14 protein-coding genes, 1 tRNA gene and 3 pseudogenes are annotated in these 23,070 nt (G+C 70.0%); 5 read left to right on the top strand and 13 right to left on the bottom strand.

The features are described from left to right. Positions 1-31: 31 nt before the first annotated feature. Entirely contained in the window at positions 32-985 is a 954-nt protein-coding gene (locus tag CEB94_RS22330; RefSeq protein ID WP_175433900.1) for an ACP S-malonyltransferase, read from the bottom strand. 403 nt (positions 986-1,388) lie between these two features. On the opposite strand from CEB94_RS22330, the gene CEB94_RS22325 reads away from it, so the two are divergent. The 4 genes and pseudogenes from CEB94_RS22325 (at position 1,389) to CEB94_RS22310 (ending at position 5,352) form a co-directional block, all read left to right on the top strand. Next, on the top strand, positions 1,389-2,633 hold the full coding sequence (locus CEB94_RS22325) for a cytochrome P450 (protein ID WP_175433899.1): 1,245 nt from the start codon (positions 1,389-1,391) through the stop codon (positions 2,631-2,633). Between the two features lie 65 nt (positions 2,634-2,698). Then, positions 2,699-3,913: an MFS transporter gene (locus tag CEB94_RS22320; RefSeq protein ID WP_218945923.1), complete on the top strand. Its 1,215-nt coding sequence runs from the start codon at positions 2,699-2,701 to the stop codon at positions 3,911-3,913. Positions 3,914-4,012: 99 nt separating this feature from the next. After that, positions 4,013-4,520, top strand: a pseudogene (locus CEB94_RS22315) (RHS repeat-associated core domain-containing protein); the annotation flags it as partial. 502 nt (positions 4,521-5,022) lie between these two features. Then, positions 5,023-5,352 (top strand): hypothetical protein, encoded by a 330-nt coding sequence (locus CEB94_RS22310; RefSeq protein WP_175433898.1) that lies wholly within the window; start codon positions 5,023-5,025, stop codon positions 5,350-5,352. 97 nt (positions 5,353-5,449) lie between these two features. Here the strand turns inward: CEB94_RS22310 and CEB94_RS42245 are convergent. Next, positions 5,450-5,613, bottom strand: a pseudogene (locus CEB94_RS42245) (YjbQ family protein); the annotation flags it as partial. A 563-nt stretch (positions 5,614-6,176) separates the two neighbouring features. Here CEB94_RS42245 and CEB94_RS22305 point away from each other — a divergent pair. Beyond that, positions 6,177-6,471: pseudogene (locus CEB94_RS22305) on the top strand (IS5/IS1182 family transposase); the annotation flags it as partial. Between the two features lie 262 nt (positions 6,472-6,733). Here CEB94_RS22305 and CEB94_RS22300 read toward each other — a convergent pair. The 11 genes from CEB94_RS22300 to bldG all read right to left on the bottom strand — a co-directional run bounded on the left by CEB94_RS22300 (position 6,734) and on the right by bldG (position 23,011). Then, a tRNA-Thr gene (locus CEB94_RS22300) sits at positions 6,734-6,810 on the bottom strand. Positions 6,811-6,917: 107 nt separating this feature from the next. Beyond that, positions 6,918-8,540, bottom strand: coding sequence for an alpha/beta hydrolase (locus tag CEB94_RS22295; RefSeq protein WP_175433897.1), 1,623 nt, complete (start codon positions 8,538-8,540; stop codon positions 6,918-6,920). Positions 8,541-8,647: 107 nt separating this feature from the next. Next, positions 8,648-9,853 (bottom strand): DNA polymerase III subunit delta', encoded by a 1,206-nt coding sequence (locus tag CEB94_RS22290; RefSeq protein ID WP_175433896.1) that lies wholly within the window; start codon positions 9,851-9,853, stop codon positions 8,648-8,650. 132 nt (positions 9,854-9,985) lie between these two features. Further along, positions 9,986-13,306 (bottom strand): dTMP kinase, encoded by a 3,321-nt coding sequence (gene tmk / locus CEB94_RS22285; protein ID WP_175433895.1) that lies wholly within the window; start codon positions 13,304-13,306, stop codon positions 9,986-9,988. Positions 13,307-13,460: 154 nt separating this feature from the next. Beyond that, positions 13,461-16,316 carry a type I DNA topoisomerase gene (gene topA / locus CEB94_RS22280; RefSeq protein WP_175433894.1) on the bottom strand — a complete coding sequence of 952 codons (2,856 nt, stop codon included), beginning with the start codon at positions 16,314-16,316 and terminating at the stop codon, positions 13,461-13,463. 245 nt (positions 16,317-16,561) lie between these two features. Beyond that, positions 16,562-16,759: a hypothetical protein gene (locus CEB94_RS22275; protein ID WP_175433893.1), complete on the bottom strand. Its 198-nt coding sequence runs from the start codon at positions 16,757-16,759 to the stop codon at positions 16,562-16,564. A 235-nt stretch (positions 16,760-16,994) separates the two neighbouring features. After that, positions 16,995-18,533: a DUF7059 domain-containing protein gene (locus tag CEB94_RS22270; protein WP_175433892.1), complete on the bottom strand. Its 1,539-nt coding sequence runs from the start codon at positions 18,531-18,533 to the stop codon at positions 16,995-16,997. Between the two features lie 118 nt (positions 18,534-18,651). Next, the gene (locus tag CEB94_RS22265; RefSeq protein ID WP_175433891.1) at positions 18,652-19,242 is read right to left on the bottom strand and encodes a small secreted protein; all 591 of its coding nucleotides are present in this window, start codon (positions 19,240-19,242) and stop codon (positions 18,652-18,654) included. Between the two features lie 193 nt (positions 19,243-19,435). After that, positions 19,436-21,841, bottom strand: a complete 2,406-nt coding sequence (locus CEB94_RS22260; RefSeq protein WP_175433890.1) for a sodium-translocating pyrophosphatase — start codon at positions 21,839-21,841, stop codon at positions 19,436-19,438. A 274-nt stretch (positions 21,842-22,115) separates the two neighbouring features. After that, positions 22,116-22,547, bottom strand: a complete 432-nt coding sequence (locus CEB94_RS22255) for an ATP-binding protein (RefSeq protein WP_175433889.1) — start codon at positions 22,545-22,547, stop codon at positions 22,116-22,118. Between the two features lie 122 nt (positions 22,548-22,669). Then, complete coding sequence (gene bldG / locus CEB94_RS22250) at positions 22,670-23,011, bottom strand: anti-sigma factor antagonist BldG (protein ID WP_003991900.1); 342 nt, start codon at positions 23,009-23,011, stop codon at positions 22,670-22,672. Between the last annotated feature and the right edge of the window lie 59 nt (positions 23,012-23,070).

The raw sequence follows: 23,070 nt of genomic DNA, 5'->3' as shown, positions 1-23,070 counted from the left end.
CCTTCTGTTCCGTGGAACTTCCGGTCGTGTCTCAGCCGCGCGTGCAGGTGACGGCACGCAGCTCGTTCGTGTTGCCGCAGGGATGGATTTCCTGTCCGCGATCGACCTTGCGGATCAGGCTCCGCAGGGTGGTCCCGGGTCCGACCTCGACGATTCGGTGCGGCCGGTGGTCGAGGATCCGGCGGGCCGTCCGCGTCCAGTGCACGGGTGCGGTGATCTGGTGGGCGAGGGCGTCGCGGTAGTGCTCGAGGTCGGTGACCAGCCCGCCGGTGACGCTGCTGACCATCGGCGTGTGCCCACGGCGCAACGGCAGCCGGGCGATCGTGGCCATGAGTGTGTCCTGGGCGGGCCCCATGAGCGGTGAGTGGAAGGCGCCCGCGACGGACAGGGGCTGGACGACGGCGATCGACTCCGTACGGATCGCCTCCCCTATCTCCTCGACGGTCGCGGCGTCGCCGGAGATGACGGTCTGCCGAGGAGAGTTGTAGTTGGCGATGACGACGGTGCGCGGGCGCCCGTCGTCGCGTCGTCCGGGGTGCCGCGCCAGGACTCGGGCGACCTCGTCCGGATCGGTGCCCATCACCGCCGCCATCGCACCGGCCCGCTCGTGGCAGCAGCGGGCCATGGCGTCGGCGCGCTGGACCACGGTCGCGGCGGCCTCATCCAGGTCGAGCCAGCCACCCGCGACGAGGGCGGTGAACTCGCCGAGGCTGTGGCCCGCGACCAGTTGGGGTACGACGCCCTCCGCGGCGAGCGCCCGCGTCATCGCCGTGCCGAACGCGAACAGGACGAGCTGGGCCGTCCTCGTCTCGCGCAGCCGGTCCTCCGGACCGTGCACCATCGGCTCGATCACCGGACGCCCCGTGACGGCCTCGACGTGTTCGAACACCTCTGTCAGCTGAGGCCGATCGTGCATCAGGTCGGCCCCCATCCCGACGAGCTGACTGCCCTGGCCGGGATAGACGAATGCTGTCTTGATCGACATCTCTGTACTCCCCCGTTAACCGCGATCATACTTACGAACCATCAGCAAATCTGTCAATAGATGCCACAAATGATCAGCTATGGATACGGTTAGGCAGCTCACCGGCGTCGCGCCATCAACGGAACCGCTGCCTCGCCGCCCTGCGTCGCCCGGAGCGTCCGATCATCAGGCACCGCAGGCCGTTGACCCGAGGTGCGTCTGGGTCATCACCGGACCGGACCGACCGGGGCAGATTCAGTCTTGGGGTCCACATGCCGCAGCCGCAAGGATGCGGCGCGCCAAGCTAACCTTCTGTCTCATATATCATCAGCCATCGAGATTGACAGCTACTCGAACTCTCAGCCATACTGAGTAATTCCGCAGTTCACGCCCTGCGCCGTTCAAATGACCGAGAGGGGAAATTGTGAGTCCCTACACCCGGCAGGCGTCGGCGGCCGAAGTCGACCGCATACTCGGCGAGTTGTTCTCGACCCCGGCGTGCGCCGCCGACCCGTACCCGACCTACCACCGACTGCGCGAAGTCGCACCGGTGGCTCGCAGCCAGGCCGGCCACTGGGTCTTGAGCGGGCATGCCCAGGTCGTCGAGGTTCTTCGATCGTCCGAGGTCGGGAAAGACGTACAGAGTTTCATCCGCGCACAGGGCGTCGAGAACTGGGCCGATCACCCGTCCTACACGCGCGTACTGGAACACCTCATGTGGGCGAATCCCCCCAAGCACACGCGGCAACGGAAATTGGTGAGCAAGGGCTTCACGGCTCACTCCATCGCCAAGCTGGAACCCAAAATCGAGCAACTGGTCGACGAGCTTTTGACGCCCCTCTGCGAGAAAGCGGGAGAGGTGGACCTTCTCCGTGAGTTCGCCTTCCCGCTTCCGGCTTCGGTGATAAGCGAGATCATCGGAGTACCGCGTGAGGACTGGCCTCGTTTCCAGCAGCTCTTCCGGGACGTGACGCTTTCGATGGAGCCGCGTCCGAGTCCGGCGCAACTGGCCACCGCGGACGGGGCGGCGGTAGAGATAAACGACTACTTCGAAGAGCTGATCAACAAGCGGCGCAAGAAGCCGGCGGACGACCTTGTCTCCGCACTTCTCGCGGCGGAGGACGACGGCGAACGGCTGACGCACCCTGAGCTCATGAGCCTGGCTCAGTTTCTCTTCGGTGCCGGGTTCGAGAGTACGACGAACCTGATCGGCAACGGCTTGTTGGCGCTGCTGCGCAACCCCGATCAGATGCTCGCCCTTCGTCGCGAACCCGGTCTCGTGTCCGGGGCGGTGGAGGAGCTGCTGAGGTATGACGCCTCCGTGCAGCTCAGCCCCCGGACGGCACGCGACGATCTCCGGCTCGGTGACGTCACGATCCCGGCCGGCGAATCGATCGTGACGTTGCTCGGTGCGGCGAACCGTGATCCGAGCCGTTACCGCGATCCCGATCGGCTGGACGTGCGCCGGACCGACGTCCAGCCGGTTTCCTTCGGCGGAGGCATACATTTCTGTCTGGGAGCAGCCCTTGCTCGCCTCGAAGGCCGGCTTGCCTTCCAGGGGCTGGTGCGGAAGTTCTCCCGGATCGAACTCGCCGAGGAACCGGCGTGGAAGACGTCCTTGACCCTGCACGGGCTCCAGGGGCTTCGAGTCGACCTGACGCCTGCCTAGCGTGACGCGTCGGACCGCGGCGCACGAAGTTTCAGTCTGTCACCCCCACAGGAACGAGGCCAAGATTGAGTCCCACAGACGTCAGTGAACCCGGGCAGGGCTCCGTCCCATATATGAAGCCCCTTATCCCGCTTGCCCTGGCGACCTTCGCGGTCGGAACCGACGCGTTCGTCATCGCCGGGCTGCTACCCGCCATTGCCTCCGATTTCGATGTCAGCATCGCGGCCGCCGGCCAGTTAGTCACGGCATTCGCCCTGACGTTCGCCATTGCCGCACCGGTTCTCGGCTGGCTGCTGAGCTCGCTGGACCGTCGCACGGCGCTACAAGTGGCGCTGGTCGTGTTCATCGTGGGCAACGCGGTCACCGCGCTGAGTCCCGACTACACAGTGGCGCTGTTCTCCCGTGTCCTCACGGCTGTCGGAGCGGCCACCATCACGGCTACGGCTTCCAGCGCCGCGGTGGCGGTCACGCCGGAGGAGCGGCGCGGGCGTGCGATGGCGTTCGTCATCGGCGGACTCACCGTCTCGACAGCGCTGGGCATGCCGTTGGGCAACATGATCGGCAGCGTCGACTGGCGTCTGACGCTCTGGGCGGTGGCTGCTCTCGGTGTCGTCGCGGCGATCGGTACCACGGTGGGACTGCCCAAAATCACGCTGCCTCCCACGAGTCTCGGCGCACGCCTGGCGCCGCTCCGCAAGCCCGAGATGATCGTCACTCTGCTGGCGACCCTGCTGGTGATGGGCGGGCACTACACGCTCTACACCTACATCGCAGCCGTCACCGAGGATGCCACTGCCGGGGCGTTCGCCCAGGCCCTGACCCTGATCCTGTTGGCGTGGGGCATCGGCGCGGTCATCGGCAACGTGCTCGCCGGTTACCTCGTGGACAGCCTTCCCACGGTCCGCGTAGCGGTCGCGGCACTCGCCGCCGCGACGCTCCTGCTCGGCATCAGCCCCCTCGCGGTCAGCAACCTGGCCGTCGTCATCATCTGGGCCGGAATCTGGGGCATCACCGACGGAGCCCCCTCGGTAATCCAGCAATACCGGCTGGTCAGCTTTGCTCCCGCCTCGGCTCCGGTCCTCTTCGGCCTCAACTCCTCCGCGGTCTTCCTGGGCGTAGCACTGGGCGGCGGGCTCGGCGGCATCGCGCAGGACTGGCTGCCGGTGACCTCGCTCGGCCTTCCCGCGGCCTTCCTCGCTCTGGTCGCCACCGTGCTCACCGTCATCCAGGTGAACGCGAGCAAGAAGGCCTCGCCGGAAGCCGTCCAGGTCGCCCGATGACGCAACGCAGGGAAGGCCGGTCGCGGGGCATTGGTTTTCGGCCTTCTGCGCCCTGAACAAACTCGCGAGGGTTCATGGCCGTGCCGGGGGAATGCGCGGCAAGCGATCCGCTTCACCTGGGACGGCCTGACCCTCTGCGAACAGACCACCGTTTCCAGCGACCTGCCTCGTCCGGTAGCGCTCACCTGGGAGCACCGCGGACTCACGCCCCTCGCGCAAACCGAGCGCATCCTCCTCCCCCCCGGACGCCCGTCAGGAGGAGATCGACCGGCGCTTCTTCGCCGTGGCCACCGACCTGCTCGCCACTCCCACCGAACTGGTCGACGAGTCCGGGCGCATCGCCTGGCGCGCCCGCACCACTCTGTGGGGAACCACCGCCTGGTCCCGCTCCAGCACGGCCTATACCCCGCTTCGCTTCCCCGGCCAGTACTACGACCCAGAGACCGGCCTCCACTACAACCTCTTCCGTCACTACGACCCGGAGACCGGCCGGTACACGTCTCCGGACCCTCTGGGGCTCTCGCCGGCGCCGAACCCGGTCGCCTACGTGCCCAACCCGCACACCGTTTGCGACCCCTTCGGCCTGTCGCCATACCCGAACGGCGACGGCCCGGCCATCGGCGAGTACACCTCCAAAGGCGAGGGGCAGGATCTCAAACGCTCCGCCATGGTGGGCGACGACCATTGGCACTTCAACACCGGCCACGGCTACGACCGAGCCCACACCGGCCCGGACGGAACCACGAACGATCTGCGGACCACCAACTTGAAGCCCAACCGGATCGAGCAAGCAATCGTCTCCGACGTGTACGCGTACATGAGGGACGGCGGGGTCGTTCCCCGTGCCAGGACCCCCGAGTTCAGCGGCCCGCTCGACAGATCGGTGCAGATCGACGGGCACGACGTCGGCTACCGGGTCATTCAGCGGCCCGACGGCGCCTACCAACTGTCCACCTACTGGCTCAATCCGTAGGGACGGGTCCCCCGAGCCCGGCACCGCACCGGCTGCCCGGCGGCGCCGGGATCGACTGCTAGGGTCTGGGCGCCCATTCCGTCCACCACCACGACGCTCCGGGGCGCCGGAAGTAATCCGTCTGGAGAAGCGCGCCATGCCCGATCCGACCCCTGCGGCCAGGAGTCTCAGCCAGGCGATCGACGGCGGTGACAGCCGGCAGGTCAACGAAACGACCCGTGAGTTCGTCGAGAAGCTCACCTTCGCGACGGCGGACGAAATCCTCGCCATGCTCGAGGACGTCCTCACCGAGGACTGGATGGCCCTGCCGCCCTGGGCCCGGAACCTCGCCTACCGTCTGGCCTGCCTGCAACGTCCCGACGACCCGCAATTGCTCCGGGAAGCAGCCTCAGACCTGCTGTCCTTCGGACCCGACTGGGACACGTTCGCCGAGGACCTCAAGAGGCGCGCGGCGAAACTGGAATAGAGCCTGGATTCAGTAGAGGCCCTTGCCAGATGCACTGTCCGAGCCCATCCGTGGCGCCACGAATGCGGCCCCGCAGTTGTGGCGTGACCTGGACTACTCCGAGGAACGACAACCGGACCCGGCGGCAGGGGTTGTCGACACTGTGGCCCACCAGACACACCGACCGCCAGTACCGAGTTCCAGGCGGCCGCCGCCGACCGCGGGAAGAAGTTCGACCGCGGTTCTTCGCCATAGCCCCCGCCCTGATCGATAGACCCACCGAACTGATCGGCGAGTCCGACGACATCGCGTGACGCTCCCGGATCACGGCACGGCTTCTCCGACCGGGGGCCCTGGAGACTTCGCAGAAGCCAGACGCGGAGTCCCAGCCGACGGGCACGTCCGTCTCATTTTCCGGCACCGCGAGGACGTCGTCGTGGCCAAGGGGTCGGCTCCCAAGTCGGCCAGGCCATCACGGCGTACGGCCGTCGGGGATCAGGGGCGACTCCGGTGTGACGGCACTCGGCGGCAAGCCCACGGGTCCCGGGGGGCCGATCATCCACGAGGCCATCATGGGTGCAGGATTCCGAGCAAGGACGGATTGGTTCCGACGCGACTGATCTGCGTCTTCAGCTCCACGTCGCGCAGTGTCCGGGCGCTGGGAGCGCGGTCTTCGCCGCCTGTTGCCGCAACAGGCAAGGTGAGCCCCGTCGCGGTAGTTGGGACGGATCTACGCGACGATGCGCACCGCACGCTCACGAAGCTCGGGCGGATAAGGGGACGGACGTGCCATGGCTCGATTTTCTCAGAGAATCCAGCCTCCATCAGGGCCGATGCGGTTCAAAGGCAAGCACCTGAGGGCGATGGACTCCACCGTGATGGACGATGCGGTGGCCACCCAGGACACCGTCACCCAGATCATCGGCTGCCGTCCTCGCGGTGATCCGCGCGGCCGAGGCCGCTGCCGTGCAATGCACCGCGCACGTCTACACCGCCCCTGGCAAACCCCGGGTCGCCTGGAACGACGAACAGTCCCGCGCCCAACTGGTCGACGGTCTGGTCAGCGACGCGCTGCGGCTGCTCGGTCACCTGGCCTTGGTCGCCAGCCAGGACGTGGAGCCGGCGGAGTACTCCGACGGGCGGTAGAGGCGGTTACGCCAGCGCAGAACCATCGCGATCAGCTGCGCGGACTGACCGAGCGCAGCAAGACGACAACCAGTCAGGCCCGGCGACCGCCCGAACGGGGACGCCAGGTTGAACGCGCGATTGTCGGGGTGCCACAACCATCGCTCCCCTGTAAACGCATTGCGATACACAGACCGCACATGCCCGATTGGCCCGAATTCCAAGGTCAGTAAAAACAGGAAACCCCCAGGTCAGAGGCCTAACCTGGGGTTCACCATGGAGCCGCCTTCGGGATTCGAACCCGAGACCTACGCATTACGAGTGCGTTGCTCTGGCCATCTGAGCTAAGGCGGCGCGCTGCCTGCACTATGGTGCGATCAGCAACGACGGTAAGTCTACACAGTTTCCGAGGGTGCTCCGCACCAGCCCCGGAGGCAGCCGTTCCGGGGCTGGGGGCAGGGTTATGAGCAGCGCTTTCCGTCCGTGGGCGGGGTGCCTCGGAGGAGGTAGGCGTTGATCGTCCGGTCGATGCAGGAGCTGCCGCGGCCGTAGGCCGTGTGGCCGTCGCCCTCGTAGGTGAGTAGGCGTGCCGAGGAGAGCTGGCCGGACAGGGCCTGCGCCCAACGGTACGGGGTCGCGGGGTCCCGGGTCGTGCCGACCACGACGATGGGCGCCGCGCCCTTCGCCTCGATGCGGTGCGGCTCGCCCGTGGCGTGCACCGGCCAGTACGCGCAGTTCAGCGCGGCCCACGCGAGGCCCTCGCCGAAGACCGGCGACGCCTTCTCGAACTCGGGCAGCACCTTGCGCACCTGGTCGGGGGTGTCGAAGGAGGGGGGCAGGTCCAGGCAGTTCACCGCCGCGTTGGCGAACATCAGGTTGCTGTAGGCGCCGTCGGCGTCCCGCTCGTAGTAGCCGTCGGACAGGAGAAGGAGTCCGGAGCCGTCGTTCTCCTTCATCGCGGACGTCAGCGCCTCGCGCAGCTGGTCCCAGGCACCCTCGTCGTACATGGCCGCGATCACGCCCGTCGTGGCGAGCGACTCGGTGAGCTTGCGGCCGTCGGCGTTGCCGGTGCGGACGGGCCGCGCGTCCAGCTTTTCGAAGAACGCCTTGAGGTTTTCGCCGACCTTCTCGGGCGAGGTGCCCCGGCCGCCCAGCGGACAGTCGGCCTGCCGTACGCAGTCCTTCGCGAACGACCGGAACGCCGTCTCGAAGCCCGCCGTCTGTTCGAGGTTCAGACGCCGGGCCGGCAGCGACGGGTCCATCGCGCCGTCCAGCACCAGCCGTCCCGCCCGCTGTGGGAAGAGCCCGGCGTACGTTGCCCCGAGGAAGGTGCCGTACGAGGCGCCGACGAAGTTCAGCTTCTCGTCGCCGAGCACCGCCCGCACGATGTCCATGTCCCGGGCCGCCTCCACCGTGGACACATGGCGCAGCAGCCGGGGCGCGTCCGCGCCGCAGCCCTCGGCGAACGTCCGGTACGCCGCGACCAGCCCGTCCGTCTCCTTCCCGTCGTCAGGCGTGGCGTCCGTCTGCGTGTACGTGTCCATCTCCGGCCCGTCCAGACACTCGACGGGCTCGCTGCGGGCCACGCCGCGCGGGTCGACCGCCACCATGTCGTAGCGGGCACGCACCTCGGCCGGGTAGCCGATGCCCGCGTACGCCTGGACGTAGCCGATCGCCGAGCCGCCCGGCCCGCCGGGGTTCACGAGCAGGGAGCCCAGCCGCTTGCCGGGCCCCGTGGCCTTTTTGCGGGTGAGGGCGAGCCGGACGTCGCCCGAGGACGGCTTGGCGTAGTCCAGCGGCGCCTTGAGGGTGGCGCACTCGAAGCCGGGGACACCGCAGCCGCGCCAGGCCGGCTTCTGCCCGTAGTACGACGAGAGCGCCGCGGGCGTGGCCTGCGGCAGTGCGACCAGTGCCGCCTCCGGCGCCGCGGGGGCGGCTGACGTCGTCGCGCTTCCGGAGGAGCAGGCGGAGACGAGCAGCGCGGCCGTGGCGAGGAGACCGGCGGCGGTCTTGGCACGGTTTCGTGTCTTGCGGTGGAGGCCGCCCGAGCCGGAGGCGGAGCGGGGGGTGCGCCGTGTGTACATCCAGCGAGCGTAACTCTGCGCGACGAAATGGGTGCCGTGCGTGCGTGTCGTGCCTCGTACGAGTTACGGCGTCAACGTAGGTCCGAACCGCTGTCCTGCCGGCCTTGTCAGCCCGCTCTGAGCGCCATCGTCATCGCCTCCACCGCGAGCAGCGGCGCCACGTTGCGGTCGAGGGCGTCGCGGCAGGCGGCGATCGCCTCGATGCGGCGGAGCGTGGACTCCGGGGAGCTGCCGCGGGCGAGGCGCTCCAGGGCGTCCTGGGCGTCCGCGTTGGCGATGGCCACGCGTGAACCGAGCTGGAGGGCGAGGACGTCGCGGTAGAAGGCCGTCAGGTCGGTCAGGGCGATGTCGAGGCTGTCACGCTGCGTGCGCGTTCTGCGGCGCTTCTGCTTGTCCTCCAGGTCCTTCATCACACCCGCGGTGCCCCGGGGCATGCGGCCGCCCTGGACAGCGCCGAGGGCGGCCTTCAGCTCCTCGGTCTCCTTGGAGTCCGTCCTCTCCGCGAGCTGCTTGGCGTCCTCGGCGGCCGCGTCGACGAGTTCCTGGGCGGCCTTGAGCGCGCTGCCGATCTCCTCGACGCGCAGCGGCAGCCTCAGCACGGCGGCGCGGCGCTCACGCGCGGCCGGGTCGGTGGCCAGGCGGCGCGCCCGGTCGACGTGGCCCTGGGTCGCGCGGGCCGCCGCGGCGGCGACGTCCGGCTCGATGCCCTCGCGGCGGACGAGCATGTCGGCGATGGCGTCGACCCTCGGCGTGCTCAGGTTCAGGTGGCGGCAGCGGGAGCGGATGGTCGGCAGGACGTCCTCGATGGAGGGGGCGCACAGGAGCCATACCGTGCGGGGCGCGGGTTCCTCCACGGCCTTGAGGACGGCGTTGGCCGATTTCTCGTTCAGCCGCTCGGCGTCCTCGACGAGGATGATCTGCCAGCGCCCGTTCGCCGGCGATGTGAACGACTTGCGGACGGTGTCGCGCATGTCGTCGGCGAGGATCTGCGTGCCGACGGCCGCGACGGTGGTGACGTCGGCGTGCGTGCCGATCAGTGCCGTGTGGCAGCCGTCGCAGAAGCCGCAGCCGGGGGAGCCGCCGAGGGCGCGGTCGGGGCTGACGCACTGCAGCGCCGCCGCGAACGCCCGCGCCGCCTGGTTGCGCCCGGCTCCCGGAGGGCCCGTGAACAGCCACGCGTGCGTCATCTTCGACGCCTCGGGTGGCGGGGCGTGGGTGGAGGCCGCCGTGACCAGGGCGTCGGCGTCCCGGGCGGCAGCGGCCAGCTGCTCGCTCACCCTCTCCTGCCCGACGAGGTCGTCCCACACGGTCATGGGTCACGCCGCCCTTCCGTCACGTTCCGCGTTGCCAGATCCATTGTGGGGGCGACCACTGACAACGCCTGCCGCCCCCACCCGACCTCGCAGTCCGGGGCCCGGGCTCCTACGTCCGTCCGCCGGGAGGCGTCAGCGGCCCCGGCCGCCCCTGCCCCGGCGTCCGCGCCCCTCGTCCGGCTCGTCGTCGTGCGGTCCGAGCAGCTCGTCCGCCAGCGAGGGCAGGTCGTCCAGCGGCGTCTCCTCGGCCCAGTCGGACCGGCGGCGGCGCGGCGCCCCGTCGGCGTCGACCTGGGGCATCTCCCGCGTACGGTCCTCGGTGCCGTCGGGGCGGGTGGCCGGGGTGTCCTTCCGGAAGTACCCGGGCGGAACCCGGTCCGCCGGTTCGTCCCCGCGCACCGGCGGGAGTACGGCCGTGTCCTCGGCGTCTGCCGGCGGGACCGGAGGCAGTACCGCCGTGTCCTCGGCGTCCCCCGGCCGGACCGGTGGCAGCACCGCCGTCTCGTCGCCCGCACCGGAGGCGTCCCGGTCGCGTACCCGCGGCAGCACCTCGGTCTCGTCCCCGGCGCGAGGCGAAACCGGCGGCAGGACTTCCGTCTCCTCCGGCGGAACCGGCGGTTTCGGCAGCTCGGCCGTCACCTCGGCATCGGATTCACCGGAGGTCCGGCCCCGGCCCGAGCCCTGCTCCGCGTCCCGCACCGGGCGCAGCACGGTCGTGTCGTCCCCCGCGCCACCCGGTGTCACCACCGGCGTGGGCACGGTCGCCGCGTCCTGAGCGGCCGCAGAAGGCGCGGCACCCTTCGGAGGGGAGGTCCTGGGAGCGGAGCTCTTCGGCCCGGCCTCGGCAGCTGCGGCCGCCGCCTCCGCGAGGCGCCGCGCCTCCTCGGCCCGCAGCAGCGCCTGCTCGGCCTTGCGCTGCTTGTCCAGGCGGAGCGCCTCGGCCTCGGCCCGCAGTCGCGCCTCCTCCTCGGCCTGCTTGCGGCGCCGCTCCTCGTCCGCCTTGCGGCGGGCCTCCTCCTCGGCGCGGGCCTTCTCCTCCGCGAGGAGCCGGGCCCGCTCCTCCTCGGCCTTCTTGCGCGCTTCCTCGGCCCGGCGCCGGGCCTCCTCCGCCTGCCGTTCGGCCTCGCGCCGCTGCGCCTCCTCCAGCTCGCGCCGCTTGCGCTCCTCCTCCTCGGCGCGCAGCTTGGCCAGCTGCTCCTGGCGCTCCCGCTCCAGGCGCTCCTCCTCGGCCTTGCGGGCGGCCTCCTCCTCGGCCTTGCGGCGGGCTTCCTCCTCCGCCTTCTTCCGCGCCTCCTCCTGGGCCTTGATCTCGGCCTCGGACAGCGGCAGCACCTGGTCGAGCCGGTGCCGGATGACCGTCGTGACGGCCTCGGGCTCCTGGCCGGCGTCCACCACCAGGTACCGCCCGGCGTCGGCGGCGGCCAGGGTGAGGAAACCGGCCCGCACGCGCGCGTGGAACTCGGCGGGTTCCGACTCCAGCCGGTCCGGTGCCTCGGTGAACCGCTCACGCGCGGTCTCCGGCACGACGTCCAGCAGGACGGTCAGATGCGGCACCAGCCCGTTCGTCGCCCAGCGGTTGATACGGGCGATCTCGGTCGGCGACAGGTCGCGGCCCGCTCCCTGGTAGGCCACGGAGGAGTCGATGTACCGGTCGGAGATGACGACCGCGCCGCGCTCCAGGGCGGGCCGTACGACGGTGTCGACGTGCTCGGCACGGTCGGCCGCGTACAGCAGCGCCTCCGCGCGGTGGGACAGGCCCGCGCTCGACACGTCCAGCAGGATCGACCGCAGCCGCTTGCCCACCGGCGTCGCCCCCGGCTCGCGCGTCAGCACGACCTCGTGGCCCTTGGCGCGGATCCACTCGGCGAGCGCCTCGGCCTGCGTGGACTTGCCGGCCCCGTCGCCGCCCTCCAGCGCGATGAAGAAGCCGGCGGCCGCGGTCCCCTGCTCCGGGTCGTCGCCGCCGAGCAGCGCGTCCTTGAGGTCCTGACGCAGCGGCACACCGGAACGGTCGTCGACCTTGGCCAGCACCAGCGCGGCGACCGGCAGCAGCAGGGCGCCGGTCAGCATCAGCGTGAAGGCCGCGCCGCCGTGCGCGAAGACGAACTTGCCGCTCTCCAGCCGGTGCGGCCCGATCGCCGCCGCCACCAGCGGGGCGAGCACCGCGCCGAGCGCCACGCAGACCCGGACGACCGCGTGCAGGTGCTCCGTCGTGCGGGAGCGCCGGTACTCCTCGGTCTCCTGGTCGAGCAGGGTGTGCCCGATGTTGGCGGACATGCCCGCGCCGACGCCGGCCAGCGCGAGGATCAGCAGCACGGTGGTGACGTCCGGGACCAGCCCGGCGGCCAGCAGGGCGACCCCGGTGAAGGCGATCGTCAGCGCGAGCAGCCGGCGGCGCGACAGGGCGGGCATGAGGGCGGGCGCCATACGGATGCCGACGACGACACCGCCGGTCAGCGCGGCCACGAACAGGCCGTAGAGCACCGGGCCGCCGCCCAGGTCCTTGGCGTGCAGCACGGCCACGGCGACGGCGGCGGACACCGCGGCGGCGACGGCCGCGCAGGACAGGACCAGCAGCGGCATCGCGCCGGTGCGGCCCTTGTCGGTGCCGCTGCCGGTCTTGGGGCGGCGCAGCCCTTCGAGCGGCGACCGCGCGCGCGGGGTGCGCGTGCCGGGCAGCTCCAGGAAGGTCAGCACGGACAGGGACGCGGCGAACAGCCCGGCGGCCACGTAGGAGGCGAGGGCCGCCTGGTGCTGGCCGAACCAGTCGATGCCGGTGCCCAGCAGGTTGTTGAACAGGGCCGCGACGACCAGTGCGACGGCCGCGAGGGGGATCGCCACGAAGCCGGTGCGCAGCGACAGGCGGCGCAGGGCGTCCATGTGGTCGGGCAGCGGCCGGACCGTCGCGCCCTCCGGCGGCGGGGCGGGGAGCAGCGCGGGGGCCGCGCTCTCGCGGCACACCGTCCAGAACCGCTCTGCGACCCCCGTCACGAAGGCCGTGACGAGCAGGATGGCCAGTGCGTTCTCGGGCGTCCAGTCGATCCACAGGGGCGCGACGATGAGCAGCACCGCGCGCAGCCCGTCGGCTCCCACCATGGTCCAGCGGCGGTCGAGCGGGCCGTCCTGCGAGGTGAGCGCGGTGAGCGGGCCGAGCAGAACGGCGCCGAACAGGAGCGTCGCGAGGATGCGCACCCCGAAAACGGTCGCCACTGCGAACGCCACGCCTCGGTAGCCGCCCCCGAACGAACCCTCGGCGACGGCCGTCTGGAGGGTGAGGAGGACCAGCACGAGGAGCGCGAGGGTGTCCCCCACGCCGCCCACGAGTTGTGCGCTCCACAACCGCTTCAGCTGCGGTCGTCGCAGCAGGGCGCGGACGGCACGCTCGCGGGAGTCCGCGACCAGGGCGTCGTCGGGGGCGGGCTGAGGGGCCGTTGGGTGGTCGGCTCGCGTCATGCGTTCAGCCTATCGGGAGCCGCCGACACCCTGGGGGGCGCGGGCTGGCATGCGCACGCCCCGACACCGAAGTGTTGCCGGGGCGTTCGCTTTCCGAACCCTGGGCGAAGATCCGTACGCGGCGGTCCGGGTCCCTCACAGGGCTCGAACGGCCTCAGTCCTCCGCGGACTTGGTAGCGGTCGCCGTCTTGGCGGCCGTCTTCTTCGCCGTGGTGGTCTTCTTCGCCGTCGTCTTCTTCGCGGTCGTGGTCTTCTTCGCCGCGGTCTTCTTGGCCGTCGTCGTCTTCTTCGCCGGCGCCTTCTTGGCCGCCTTCTTCGCGGTCTTCTTCGCCGGCGTCTTGGCTCGCTTCTCGGCGAGCAGCTCGAAACCGCGCTCCGGGGTGATCTCCTCGACGCTGTCGCCGGAGCGCAGGGTCGCGTTGGTCTCGCCGTCGGTGACGTACGGGCCGAAGCGGCCGTCCTTGACCACGACCGGCTTCTCGCTGACCGGGTCGGTGCCCAGTTCCTTCAGCGGCGGCTTGGCCGCGGCCCGGCCACGCTGCTTGGGCTGGGCGTAGATCGCCAGCGCCTCCTCCAGCGTGATCGTGAAGAGCTGCTCCTCGGCCTGGAGCGAGCGCGAGTCCGCGCCCTTCTTCAGGTACGGACCGTAGCGGCCGTTCTGCGCGGTGATCTCCTGGCCCTCGGCGTCGGCGCCGACCACGCGCGGCAGCGACATCAGCTTCAGGGCCTCGTCGAGGGTCACCGTGTCCAGGGACATCGTCTTGAACAAGGACGCCGTGCGCGGCTTGACCGCGTTCTTGCCCGTCTTCGGGGTGCCCTCGGGGAGGATCTCCGTCACATACGGGCCGTAACGGCCGTCCTTGGCGACGATCGTGTGGCCGGTGGCCGGGTCCGTGCCCAGCTCGTAGTCACCGCTCGGCTTGGCGAGCAGTTCCTCCGCGAGGTCGGCGGTCAGCTCGTCGGGCGCCAGGTCGTCGGGGATGTCGGCGCGCTGGTGCTGCTCGGTGTCCTTCTCGCCGCGCTCGATGTACGGCCCGTAGCGGCCGACGCGCAGCACGATGCCGTTGGCCACCGGGAACGACGACACCTCGCGCGCGTCGATCGCGCCCAGGTCCGTCACCAGCTCCTTGAGGCCGCCGAGGTGGTCCCCGTCGCCGTTGCCGGCGTCGGCCGCGGCGCCGCCGACCCCCGCGGCGGAGCCGCTGTCGGGCTCTGTCTCGCCGAAGTAGAACCGCTTCAGCCACGGCACGGACTTGGCCTCGCCGCGGGCGATGCGGTCGAGGTCGTCCTCCATCCTGGCGGTGAAGTCGTAGTCGACGAGCCGCCCGAAGTGCTTCTCCAGGAGGTTGACCACGGCGAAGCTCAGGAAGGACGGCACCAGGGCCGTGCCCTTCTTGAAAACGTAGCCGCGGTCGAGGATCGTGCCGATGATCGACGCGTACGTCGACGGGCGGCCGATCTCGCGCTCTTCGAGCTCCTTGACCAGAGAGGCCTCGGTGTAGCGGGCCGGGGGCTTGGTGGCGTGCCCGTCGACCGTGATCTCCCGAGCGCTCAGGGCGTCGCCCTCGGAGACCTGGGGCAGCCGGCGCTCGCGGTCGTCCAGCTCGGCGTTCGGGTCGTCGGCGCCCTCGACGTAGGCCTTGAGGAAGCCGTGGAAGGTGATCGTCTTGCCGGACGCGCTGAACTCGACGTCCCGGCCGTCGGCCGCCGTGCCGCCGATCTTCACCGTGACGCTGTTGCCGGTCGCGTCCTTCATCTGGGAGGCGACGGTCCGCTTCCAGATCAGCTCGTAGAGCTTGAACTGGTCACCGGTCAGTCCGGTCTCGGCGGGAGTGCGGAAACGATCACCCGAGGGGCGGATCGCCTCGTGGGCCTCCTGCGCGTTCTTGACCTTCCCGGCGTACGTCCTCGGCTGCGGCGGCAGGTAGTCGGCGCCGTACAGCTGCGTGACCTGGGCGCGGGCGGCGGCGACCGCCGTGTCGCTCAGGGTCGTGGAGTCCGTACGCATGTAGGTGATGTAGCCGTTCTCGTACAGCTTCTGCGCGACCTGCATGGTGGCCTTCGCGCCGAAGCCGAGCTTGCGGCTGGCCTCCTGCTGCAGCGTCGTCGTACGGAACGGGGCGTACGGCGAGCGGCGGTACGGCTTGGACTCGACGGAGCGCACCGCGAACCGCGTGTCCTCGAGGGCGGCGGCCAGGGCGCGGGCGTTCGCCTCGTCGAGGTGGAGGGTGTTCGCGCTCTTCAGTTGTCCCAGGGAGTCGAAGTCGCGGCCCTGCGCGACCCGCCTGCCGTCGACGGTCTGCAGGCGCGCGACCAGCGACGACGGGTCCGACGAGTCTCCCTCGCGGCCGGTCGCGAAGGTGCCCGTCAGGTCCCAGTACTCAGCCGAGCGAAAGGCGATGCGCTCGCGTTCCCGCTCCACGACGAGTCGTGTGGCGACCGACTGGACACGGCCCGCGGACAGCCGCGGCATGACCTTCTTCCACAGGACCGGCGAGACCTCGTAGCCGTAGAGGCGGTCGAGGATGCGGCGGGTCTCCTGGGCGTCGACGAGCTTCTGGTTCAGCTCGCGCGGGTTGGCGACGGCGGCCTGGATCGCGGCCTTGGTGATCTCGTGGAAGACCATCCGCTTGACCGGGACCTTGGGCTTGAGCACCTCCTGGAGATGCCACGCGATGGCCTCGCCCTCGCGGTCCTCATCGGTGGCGAGGAAGAGCTCGTCGGACTCCTTCAGCAGGTCCTTGAGCTTCTTGACCTGCGCCTTTTTGTCCGCGTTGACCACATAGATCGGCGCGAAGTCGTGTTCGACGTCCACACCGAGGCGGCGCACCTCGCCGGTGTACTTCTCGGGCACCTCGGCGGCGCCGTTGGGAAGGTCGCGGATGTGCCCGACGCTCGCCTCGACGGTGTATCCGGGGCCGAGATAGCCCTTGATCGTCTTCGCCTTGGCAGGCGACTCGACGATGACGAGTCGGCGGCCGCCGTTCGCGGTCTCGCTGGTCGGGGACAACTTCGCTCTTCTCTCCGGTCGACGCTGGGGCTCCCCGGAGTCGCTTACCGGGGCTGAGTACGTGGTGACGCTGCGGAGTGTGACGGTACATCCCGCCCCCGTGTCAAACGGGAAAAGCCCGCAACGGCCACTCGAACGGTAACCCGACTACCACCAATCCTGCCGCCCGGAGTAGCGGGAGCCTGCCCGCCCCTGTGCGGAGTGCGACGCCCCGGTCACCCGCGGATACGTCGCCGGAGGGGTCCTCACAGGCGGGTGAAGCACCACGTTCCGGCCGCCAGAGCGAGCACCCCGACGACGCCGGCGAGGGTCGCCGATGCGACCGGCCTCGCCCCCTCGGCGACGGGCCGCTCCTGACACACACGCGTCACGGTCCACGCCAGCAGCCCGCCTCCGAACAGGGAGAACACCGCTCCCGCGAAGATCGCCGGTTCGCTCTCCATGACCCGCCGCGCCCCTCTTCCCCTGTCCGCGCATCTCCAGCCACGGGAGGCTGACACGCACGGGCGGCGGGCAGGCGAACCCGAGGTGAACGCCGGGGCGACAGGACGGTGGATCAAGGGCGTCCGGTTCCTCATGACCCGTTTCAGGCGAGGTGTTCAAATCGACTCGAATTTGTTGGCGAGCCGCCTCGACGGGCCCGCGGCAGGCTCCTCCCCGGCCATCCCGGCGGCTGTCTCAGCGGACCGGCTCCAGGAACCCCTGCTCGACCAGCAGCCGGATCTGGGCCGGTGTGCGGTCGCGCAGCAGCACCGGGTCCTCGCCGATCAGCTGGGCGATGGCGTCGAGGATGCGGCCCGCGCTCATCGTGCCGTCGCAGACGCCCGCGAAGCCCGCGCCGACCGTGTCCACCCGGGTGGCCCTGCGCATGCCGCGGTTCTGGCGAAGCACGACATGCTCGGGGTCCTCCGCGCCGGGCAGCCCGACCTGCTCCTGCACGATCTCGGCGGCGAGCCGGAAGTGTCCTGCGAGCAGGGCGGCGTCATCGCGGTCGCGCAGGTGGTCGAGCCGGTCGAAGTGGGCCCGGATCGTGTCGCCGAGCGGCTGCTCGACCGGGTGGGGCCACTCCTCCACCGTGAGCGAGGGCACGGCGGCGCTCGTCCTGCGCAGGGTGATCCAGCCGAAGCCGACGGCCTTCACCTTGCGTGCCTCGAACTCGTCGAGCCATGCGTCGTACCGCGCCTGGTACTCCGCCGCGTCGCCCTGGTGGTCGCCGGCGTCACGCAGCCACAGCTCGGCGTACTGATTGACGTCCTGCACCTCGCGCTGCACGATCCACGCGTCGCAGCCCCGGGGCACCCATGACCTGAGCCTGTCCTGCCAATCCTCCCCTTCCACGTGCTGCCAGTTGGCGAGGAACTGCGCGAACCCGCCCTCGTTCAGCCGTTCCCCTGCCTCCTGAACGAGCGTGCGGCACAGATCGTCCCCGCCCATCCCGCCGTCGCGGTAGGTGAGCCGGGCGCCGGGCGAGATCACGAAGGGCGGGTTGGAGACGATCAGGTCGTACGTCTCGTCGCCCCGCACCGGCTCGAAGAGGGAGCCCTCGCGCAGATCGGCGGCCGCGGTGCCGGACAGCGCCAGCGTGAGGGCGGTGATGTGCAGGGCGCGCGGGTTGAGGTCGGTGGCCGTCACGCGCGTGGCGTGCTGCGCGGCGTGCAGGGCCTGGATGCCGGAGCCTGTGCCGAGGTCGAGCGCGGCGGCGACGGGCGTCCGGACGGTGATGCCGGCGAGGGTCGTGGAGGCGCCCCCGACTCCGAGGACGACCCCCTCGTCACGCCGGCCGATCCCGCCGGCGCCGCCGACCGCGCAGCCGAGGTCCGACACGATGAACCAGTCCTCGCCGCCGGGCCCGCCGTAGGGCCGGACGTCCACCGTGGCGGCGAGTTCGTCCTCGCCGGTCCTCGCCAGCCAGCCGCTCTCCAGGCAGGCGTCCACGGGCAGGACCTCGGCCACGCGCGCGTGCGGCACGGGCTGCTGGAGCAGGAACAGCCGGACGAGCATTTCCAGCGGCGTGTCCCCGCGGGTCGCCCGGAGCGCGGGCACGGTCTCGCTCCGGGCCAGTGCCGCGTACGCGGGTGCGCCGAGCAGTTCGAGCAGTCCGTCGGCGGTGAAGGAGGCCGCGAGCAGGGCGTCCCGGAGCCGGGCGGCGACATCGGGACGGTCGGAGGCGGGCAGCGGGGGCAGGGGTGACTGACTGGCGTTACTCACGTCCCCCATTGTGGCCGCCGGGGCCGTTGCCGCACGTGCCCGTGCCGGGGTTCGCGTCAGGCACAGCGCTGACCGCCGCGCCGAGCCGCCTGCTACGGCGAGCTGCCAGCAGCTCGTTCTCGGCTTCTCAGCTCTGCGTGGCCCCAGCCGACGCCGTGGCCGCCTTGCAGCTGGACTGCTGGGCCATCGCCTGGCCGACCTCGCCCTCCTCCAGGTTCCTGAGGGCGTCGTTCCCGCTCTGGCTCAGCTTGTCCAGCTCGGTGGCGATGTCCTTCAGGCCGTCGGCGAACTTGCCCTGGTCCTTGGTGTCGAGCCCGTCGACCTGCTTCTTCAGCGAGGCGTACGAGGCGGAGATCGAGTTGAGCTCCTTGACCGCGTCCTGCTGCTTCTTCTGGCCGTTCTCCACGTCCGGTGCCCCGGCCTTGTTCACGGCGGTCCCGATCGCCTTGTAGGCGTCGGACATGTCCTGGAAGGCCTGTGCGTCGGTCTTCTGGACGTCCTCCGGCGTGCTGTTGTCCGAGGTCTCCTTCTGGATCGCGGCATTGGCCGACTCGATCTTCTTGGCCTGCGGCTGCACGGCGTCACAGACCTGCTTGGCCCAGGAGTCCAGTTTGTCGTTGCTGTCGTCGCCGCCACAGCCCGACAGCGCCAGTACCAGTACCGCACCGCCGGACAGTGCGGCCGCGAGCTTCTTGTTCACCGGTTTGGTCCCTTCCATGGCTCTCGGCCCCGGAACATACACGCCGGATGCACGGCAACAGCACGCCGAACGTCTATTAAGACCGTTTTGTAACCTTTTGCACCAAGCGAGAGAAGGCTCACGCGGGAGCGTGTACCCACACAGCGCGGGCGGGCGACGCGTCAACGCGCGCCGCCCGCCCGCACCTTGCTCCGGGGCTCGGAAACCCTCCCTACGAAACCACCGCCGGATCCGCCGACTTGGGCTCCGACCCGGCATTGTCCTCGTCACCCATGGCGATTCCGCGCCGCTTTGACACGTACACCGCCCCGGCGATCACGAGGAACGCCAGGGCGGCGATCAGAATCCGCACCCCGATGCTCTTGTCCGGGCCGTAGGAGAACTTGATCACCGCGGGCGCGATGAGCAGCGACACCAGGTTCATGACCTTCAGCAGCGGGTTGATCGCGGGGCCCGCGGTGTCCTTGAAGGGGTCGCCGACCGTGTCACCGATCACGGTCGCCGCGTGGGCCTCGCCGCCCTTGCCGCCGTGGTGGCCGTCCTCGACGAGTTTCTTGGCGTTGTCCCAGGCGCCACCGGAGTTGGCGAGGAACACCGCCATCAGCGTGCCCGCGCCGATCGCGCCCGCCAGGAACGCGCCGAGCGGTCCGACGCCGAGCGTGAACCCGATGAAGATGGGCGCCATCACAGCCAGCAGACCGGGCGTGGCGAGCTCCCGCAGGGCGTCCCTGGTGCAGATGTCGACGACCTTGCCGTACTCCGGTTTCTCGCTGTAATCCATGATCCCGGGCCTCTCGCGGAACTGCCGCCGCACCTCGTAGACCACGGAACCCGCCGAACGCGACACGGCGTTGATCGCCAGCCCCGAGAAGAGGAAGACGACCGCCGCGCCGGCGATGAGACCCACGAGGTTGTTGGGCTGCGAGATGTCCATCATCAGACTCATCGGGGCGCCCTCCCCGCTGAGTTTCTCGCCCACGTCCCGTGCGCCGGTGATGATCGCGTCACGGTACGACCCGAACAAGGCCGCCGCCGCGAGCACGGCCGTGGCGATCGCGATGCCCTTGGTGATCGCCTTGGTGGTGTTGCCGACCGCGTCCAGGTTGGTGAGCACCTGCGCCCCCGCGCCCTCGACGTCGCCGGACATCTCCGCGATGCCCTGCGCGTTGTCGGAGACCGGCCCGAAGGTGTCCATCGCGACGATCACACCGACCGTGGTGAGCAGGCCGGTGCCGGCCAGCGCCACCGCGAACAGCGCCAGCATGATCGACGTACCACCGAGCAGAAACGCCCCGTATACGCCGAGGCCGATCAACAGGGCGGTGTAGACGGCGGATTCGAGACCGACGGAGATACCGGCGAGGACGACGGTGGCCGGGCCGGTGAGCGAGGACTTGCCGATGTCCCTGACGGGCCGGCGGCTGGTCTCGGTGAAGTAGCCGGTCAGTTGCTGGATCAGGGCGGCGAGCACGATACCGATGGCCACCGCGATGAGCGCGAGGACCCTCGGGTCGCCGTCCTTGCCGAGGATCGCGGTGTCGGTGACCCCGTCGAGCTCGGAGTACTTCCCCGGCAGGTAGACGAAGACGGCCACCGCCACCAGCACCAGCGAGATCACCGCGGAGATGAAGAACCCGCGGTTGATCGCGCTCATGCCGCTGCGGTCGGCGCGCCTGGGCGCCACGGCGAAGATGCCGATCATGGCGGTGATCACACCGATCGCCGGCACGAGCAGCGGGAAACCGAGCCCCGCGTCGCCGAAGGCCGCCGAGCCGAGGATCAGCGCGGCGACCAAGGTGACGGCGTACGACTCGAAGAGGTCGGCCGCCATGCCCGCACAGTCGCCGACGTTGTCGCCCACGTTGTCGGCGATGGTCGCGGCATTGCGCGGGTCGTCCTCCGGAATGCCCTTTTCGACCTTGCCGACCAGGTCGGCGCCGACGTCGGCGGCCTTGGTGAAGATGCCTCCGCCGACCCGCATGAACATCGCGATCAGCGCGGCCCCGAGGCCGAAGCCCTCGAGCACCTTCGGCGCGTCGGCCGCGTACACCAGCACCACGCAGGAGGCGCCGAGCAGGCCGAGGCCCACCGTGAACATGCCGACCACGCCGCCCGTGCGAAAGGCGATCTTCATCGCCTTGTGCGAGACGGTGGTCAGATCCTTTTCCGGCTCGCCTTCCGCCGGGGTGGCTTCACGCGCCGCCGCGGCGACACGCACATTGCTGCGTACGGCGAGCCACATGCCGATATAGCCGGTGGCCGCCGAGAACGCCGCTCCGATCAGGAAGAACACCGAACGTCCGGCACGCTGATTCCAGTCGTCCGCGGGCAGCAGCATGAGCAGGAAGAACACGACCACGGCGAATACGCCGAGTGTGCGCAGCTGGCGGGCCAGATAGGCGTTCGCGCCTTCCTGTACCGCTGCCGCGATCTCCTTCATGCTGTCGGTGCCCTCGCCGGCCGCGAGTACCTGGCGCACCAGGACGCCCGCGACCGCCAGTGCCGCCAGTGCGACGACCGCGATGACCACGATGAGGACGCGGTTGCCATCGGTCAGTACGGCGGCTGCGAGGTCTGTGGGATGGCCCGACTGTTGTGAGAGGGAAAGCCCCGCCATTCGTCCTCCTTGACGCTTGGGCTGAGCTCAAGATGTGGACGGGATTGTAGGTACCGGAACCTGATCAAAACAGAGCGCGATTAACGGAATTAATCTTCCGAGGTAATGCCCTGAAAGCATTCTGACGCTGCCGGCGAGCGCGCGAATGATCGTGAACGAATTCACGCGATGAACGGCACAGGAACTACTGTAAAGGCGAGCACTGACACCCGCACATGACGAAGGGCCCCACGGGTGGGGCCCTTCGTCAAGAACGGTGTGTGCGGCGGCGGGGTCAGACCAGAATCGTCGGCGGCGGCGTGGTCGGCCAGGTCATCTTGATCAGTCCGCCGTGCTCTCCGGCGCTGACCTCGACGTCGTCGACGAGTCCGCTGATGACCGCGAGGCCCATCTCGTCCTCGTCGGTTTCCCCGTCGGGGTCGCCCGGTCCGGCGCCGGGGGCGCCGGCCACCGCGTGCGGGGCCTCGTCGCCGACCTCGATGGAGAACTGCTTCTCCTCCTCGATCAGCAGCACCTTCACCGGTGCCGAGATCCCGCCGGTCTGGTGCAGCCCGACGGCTCGGGTGCACGCCTCGCCGACGGCGAGCCTGACCTCGTCGAGGACGGCCTCGTCCACTCCGGCCCTGCGCGCCACCGCTGCCGCCACCAGCCGGGCGGTCCTGACGTGCTCGGGCAGCGCGCTGAAGCGGAGCTCAACGGTGGCCATGCATCCCCCTCGCAACTTCGGGCGTGCTGTCGGGAGGCTCCGGGCCTCCGAAAGCCCGGGCCCCCTCGGTCTTCACTTCTGCCGAACGTCGTCCGGCCCGGGCACGGAGCCCGGGACCGGTGTCAGTCGGTGGCCGCAACCGCTTCCTCGACCGAGGTGTGAATCGGGAACACCTTGGTGAGGCCGGTGATACGGAAGATCTTCAGAATGCGCTCCTGGTTGCACACCAGGCGCAGGGAGCCCTCATGGGCCCGCACACGCTTCAGGCCGCCGACCAGTACGCCGAGCCCGGTGGAGTCGAGGAAGTCCACGCCCTCCATGTCGACGACAAGGTGGAAACTGCCGTCGTTCACCAGCTCGACCAACTGCTCGCGCAGCTTGGGCGCGGTATATACGTCGATTTCGCCACCGACCCTGACGATCGTGCGATCGCCCATGGTTTCGGTCGACAGGGACAGGTCCACGGATCCTCCAGCACCTTGCTATCGAGCGGTCGCCCTAGGGGCATTCGGCTTCAGCCCCT

Origin of the sequence: Streptomyces hawaiiensis, from assembly GCF_004803895.1 — a bacterium.
Lineage (GTDB): Bacteria > Actinomycetota > Actinomycetes > Streptomycetales > Streptomycetaceae > Streptomyces > Streptomyces hawaiiensis.
This window is presented reverse-complemented; position numbering and strand designations above follow the sequence as displayed.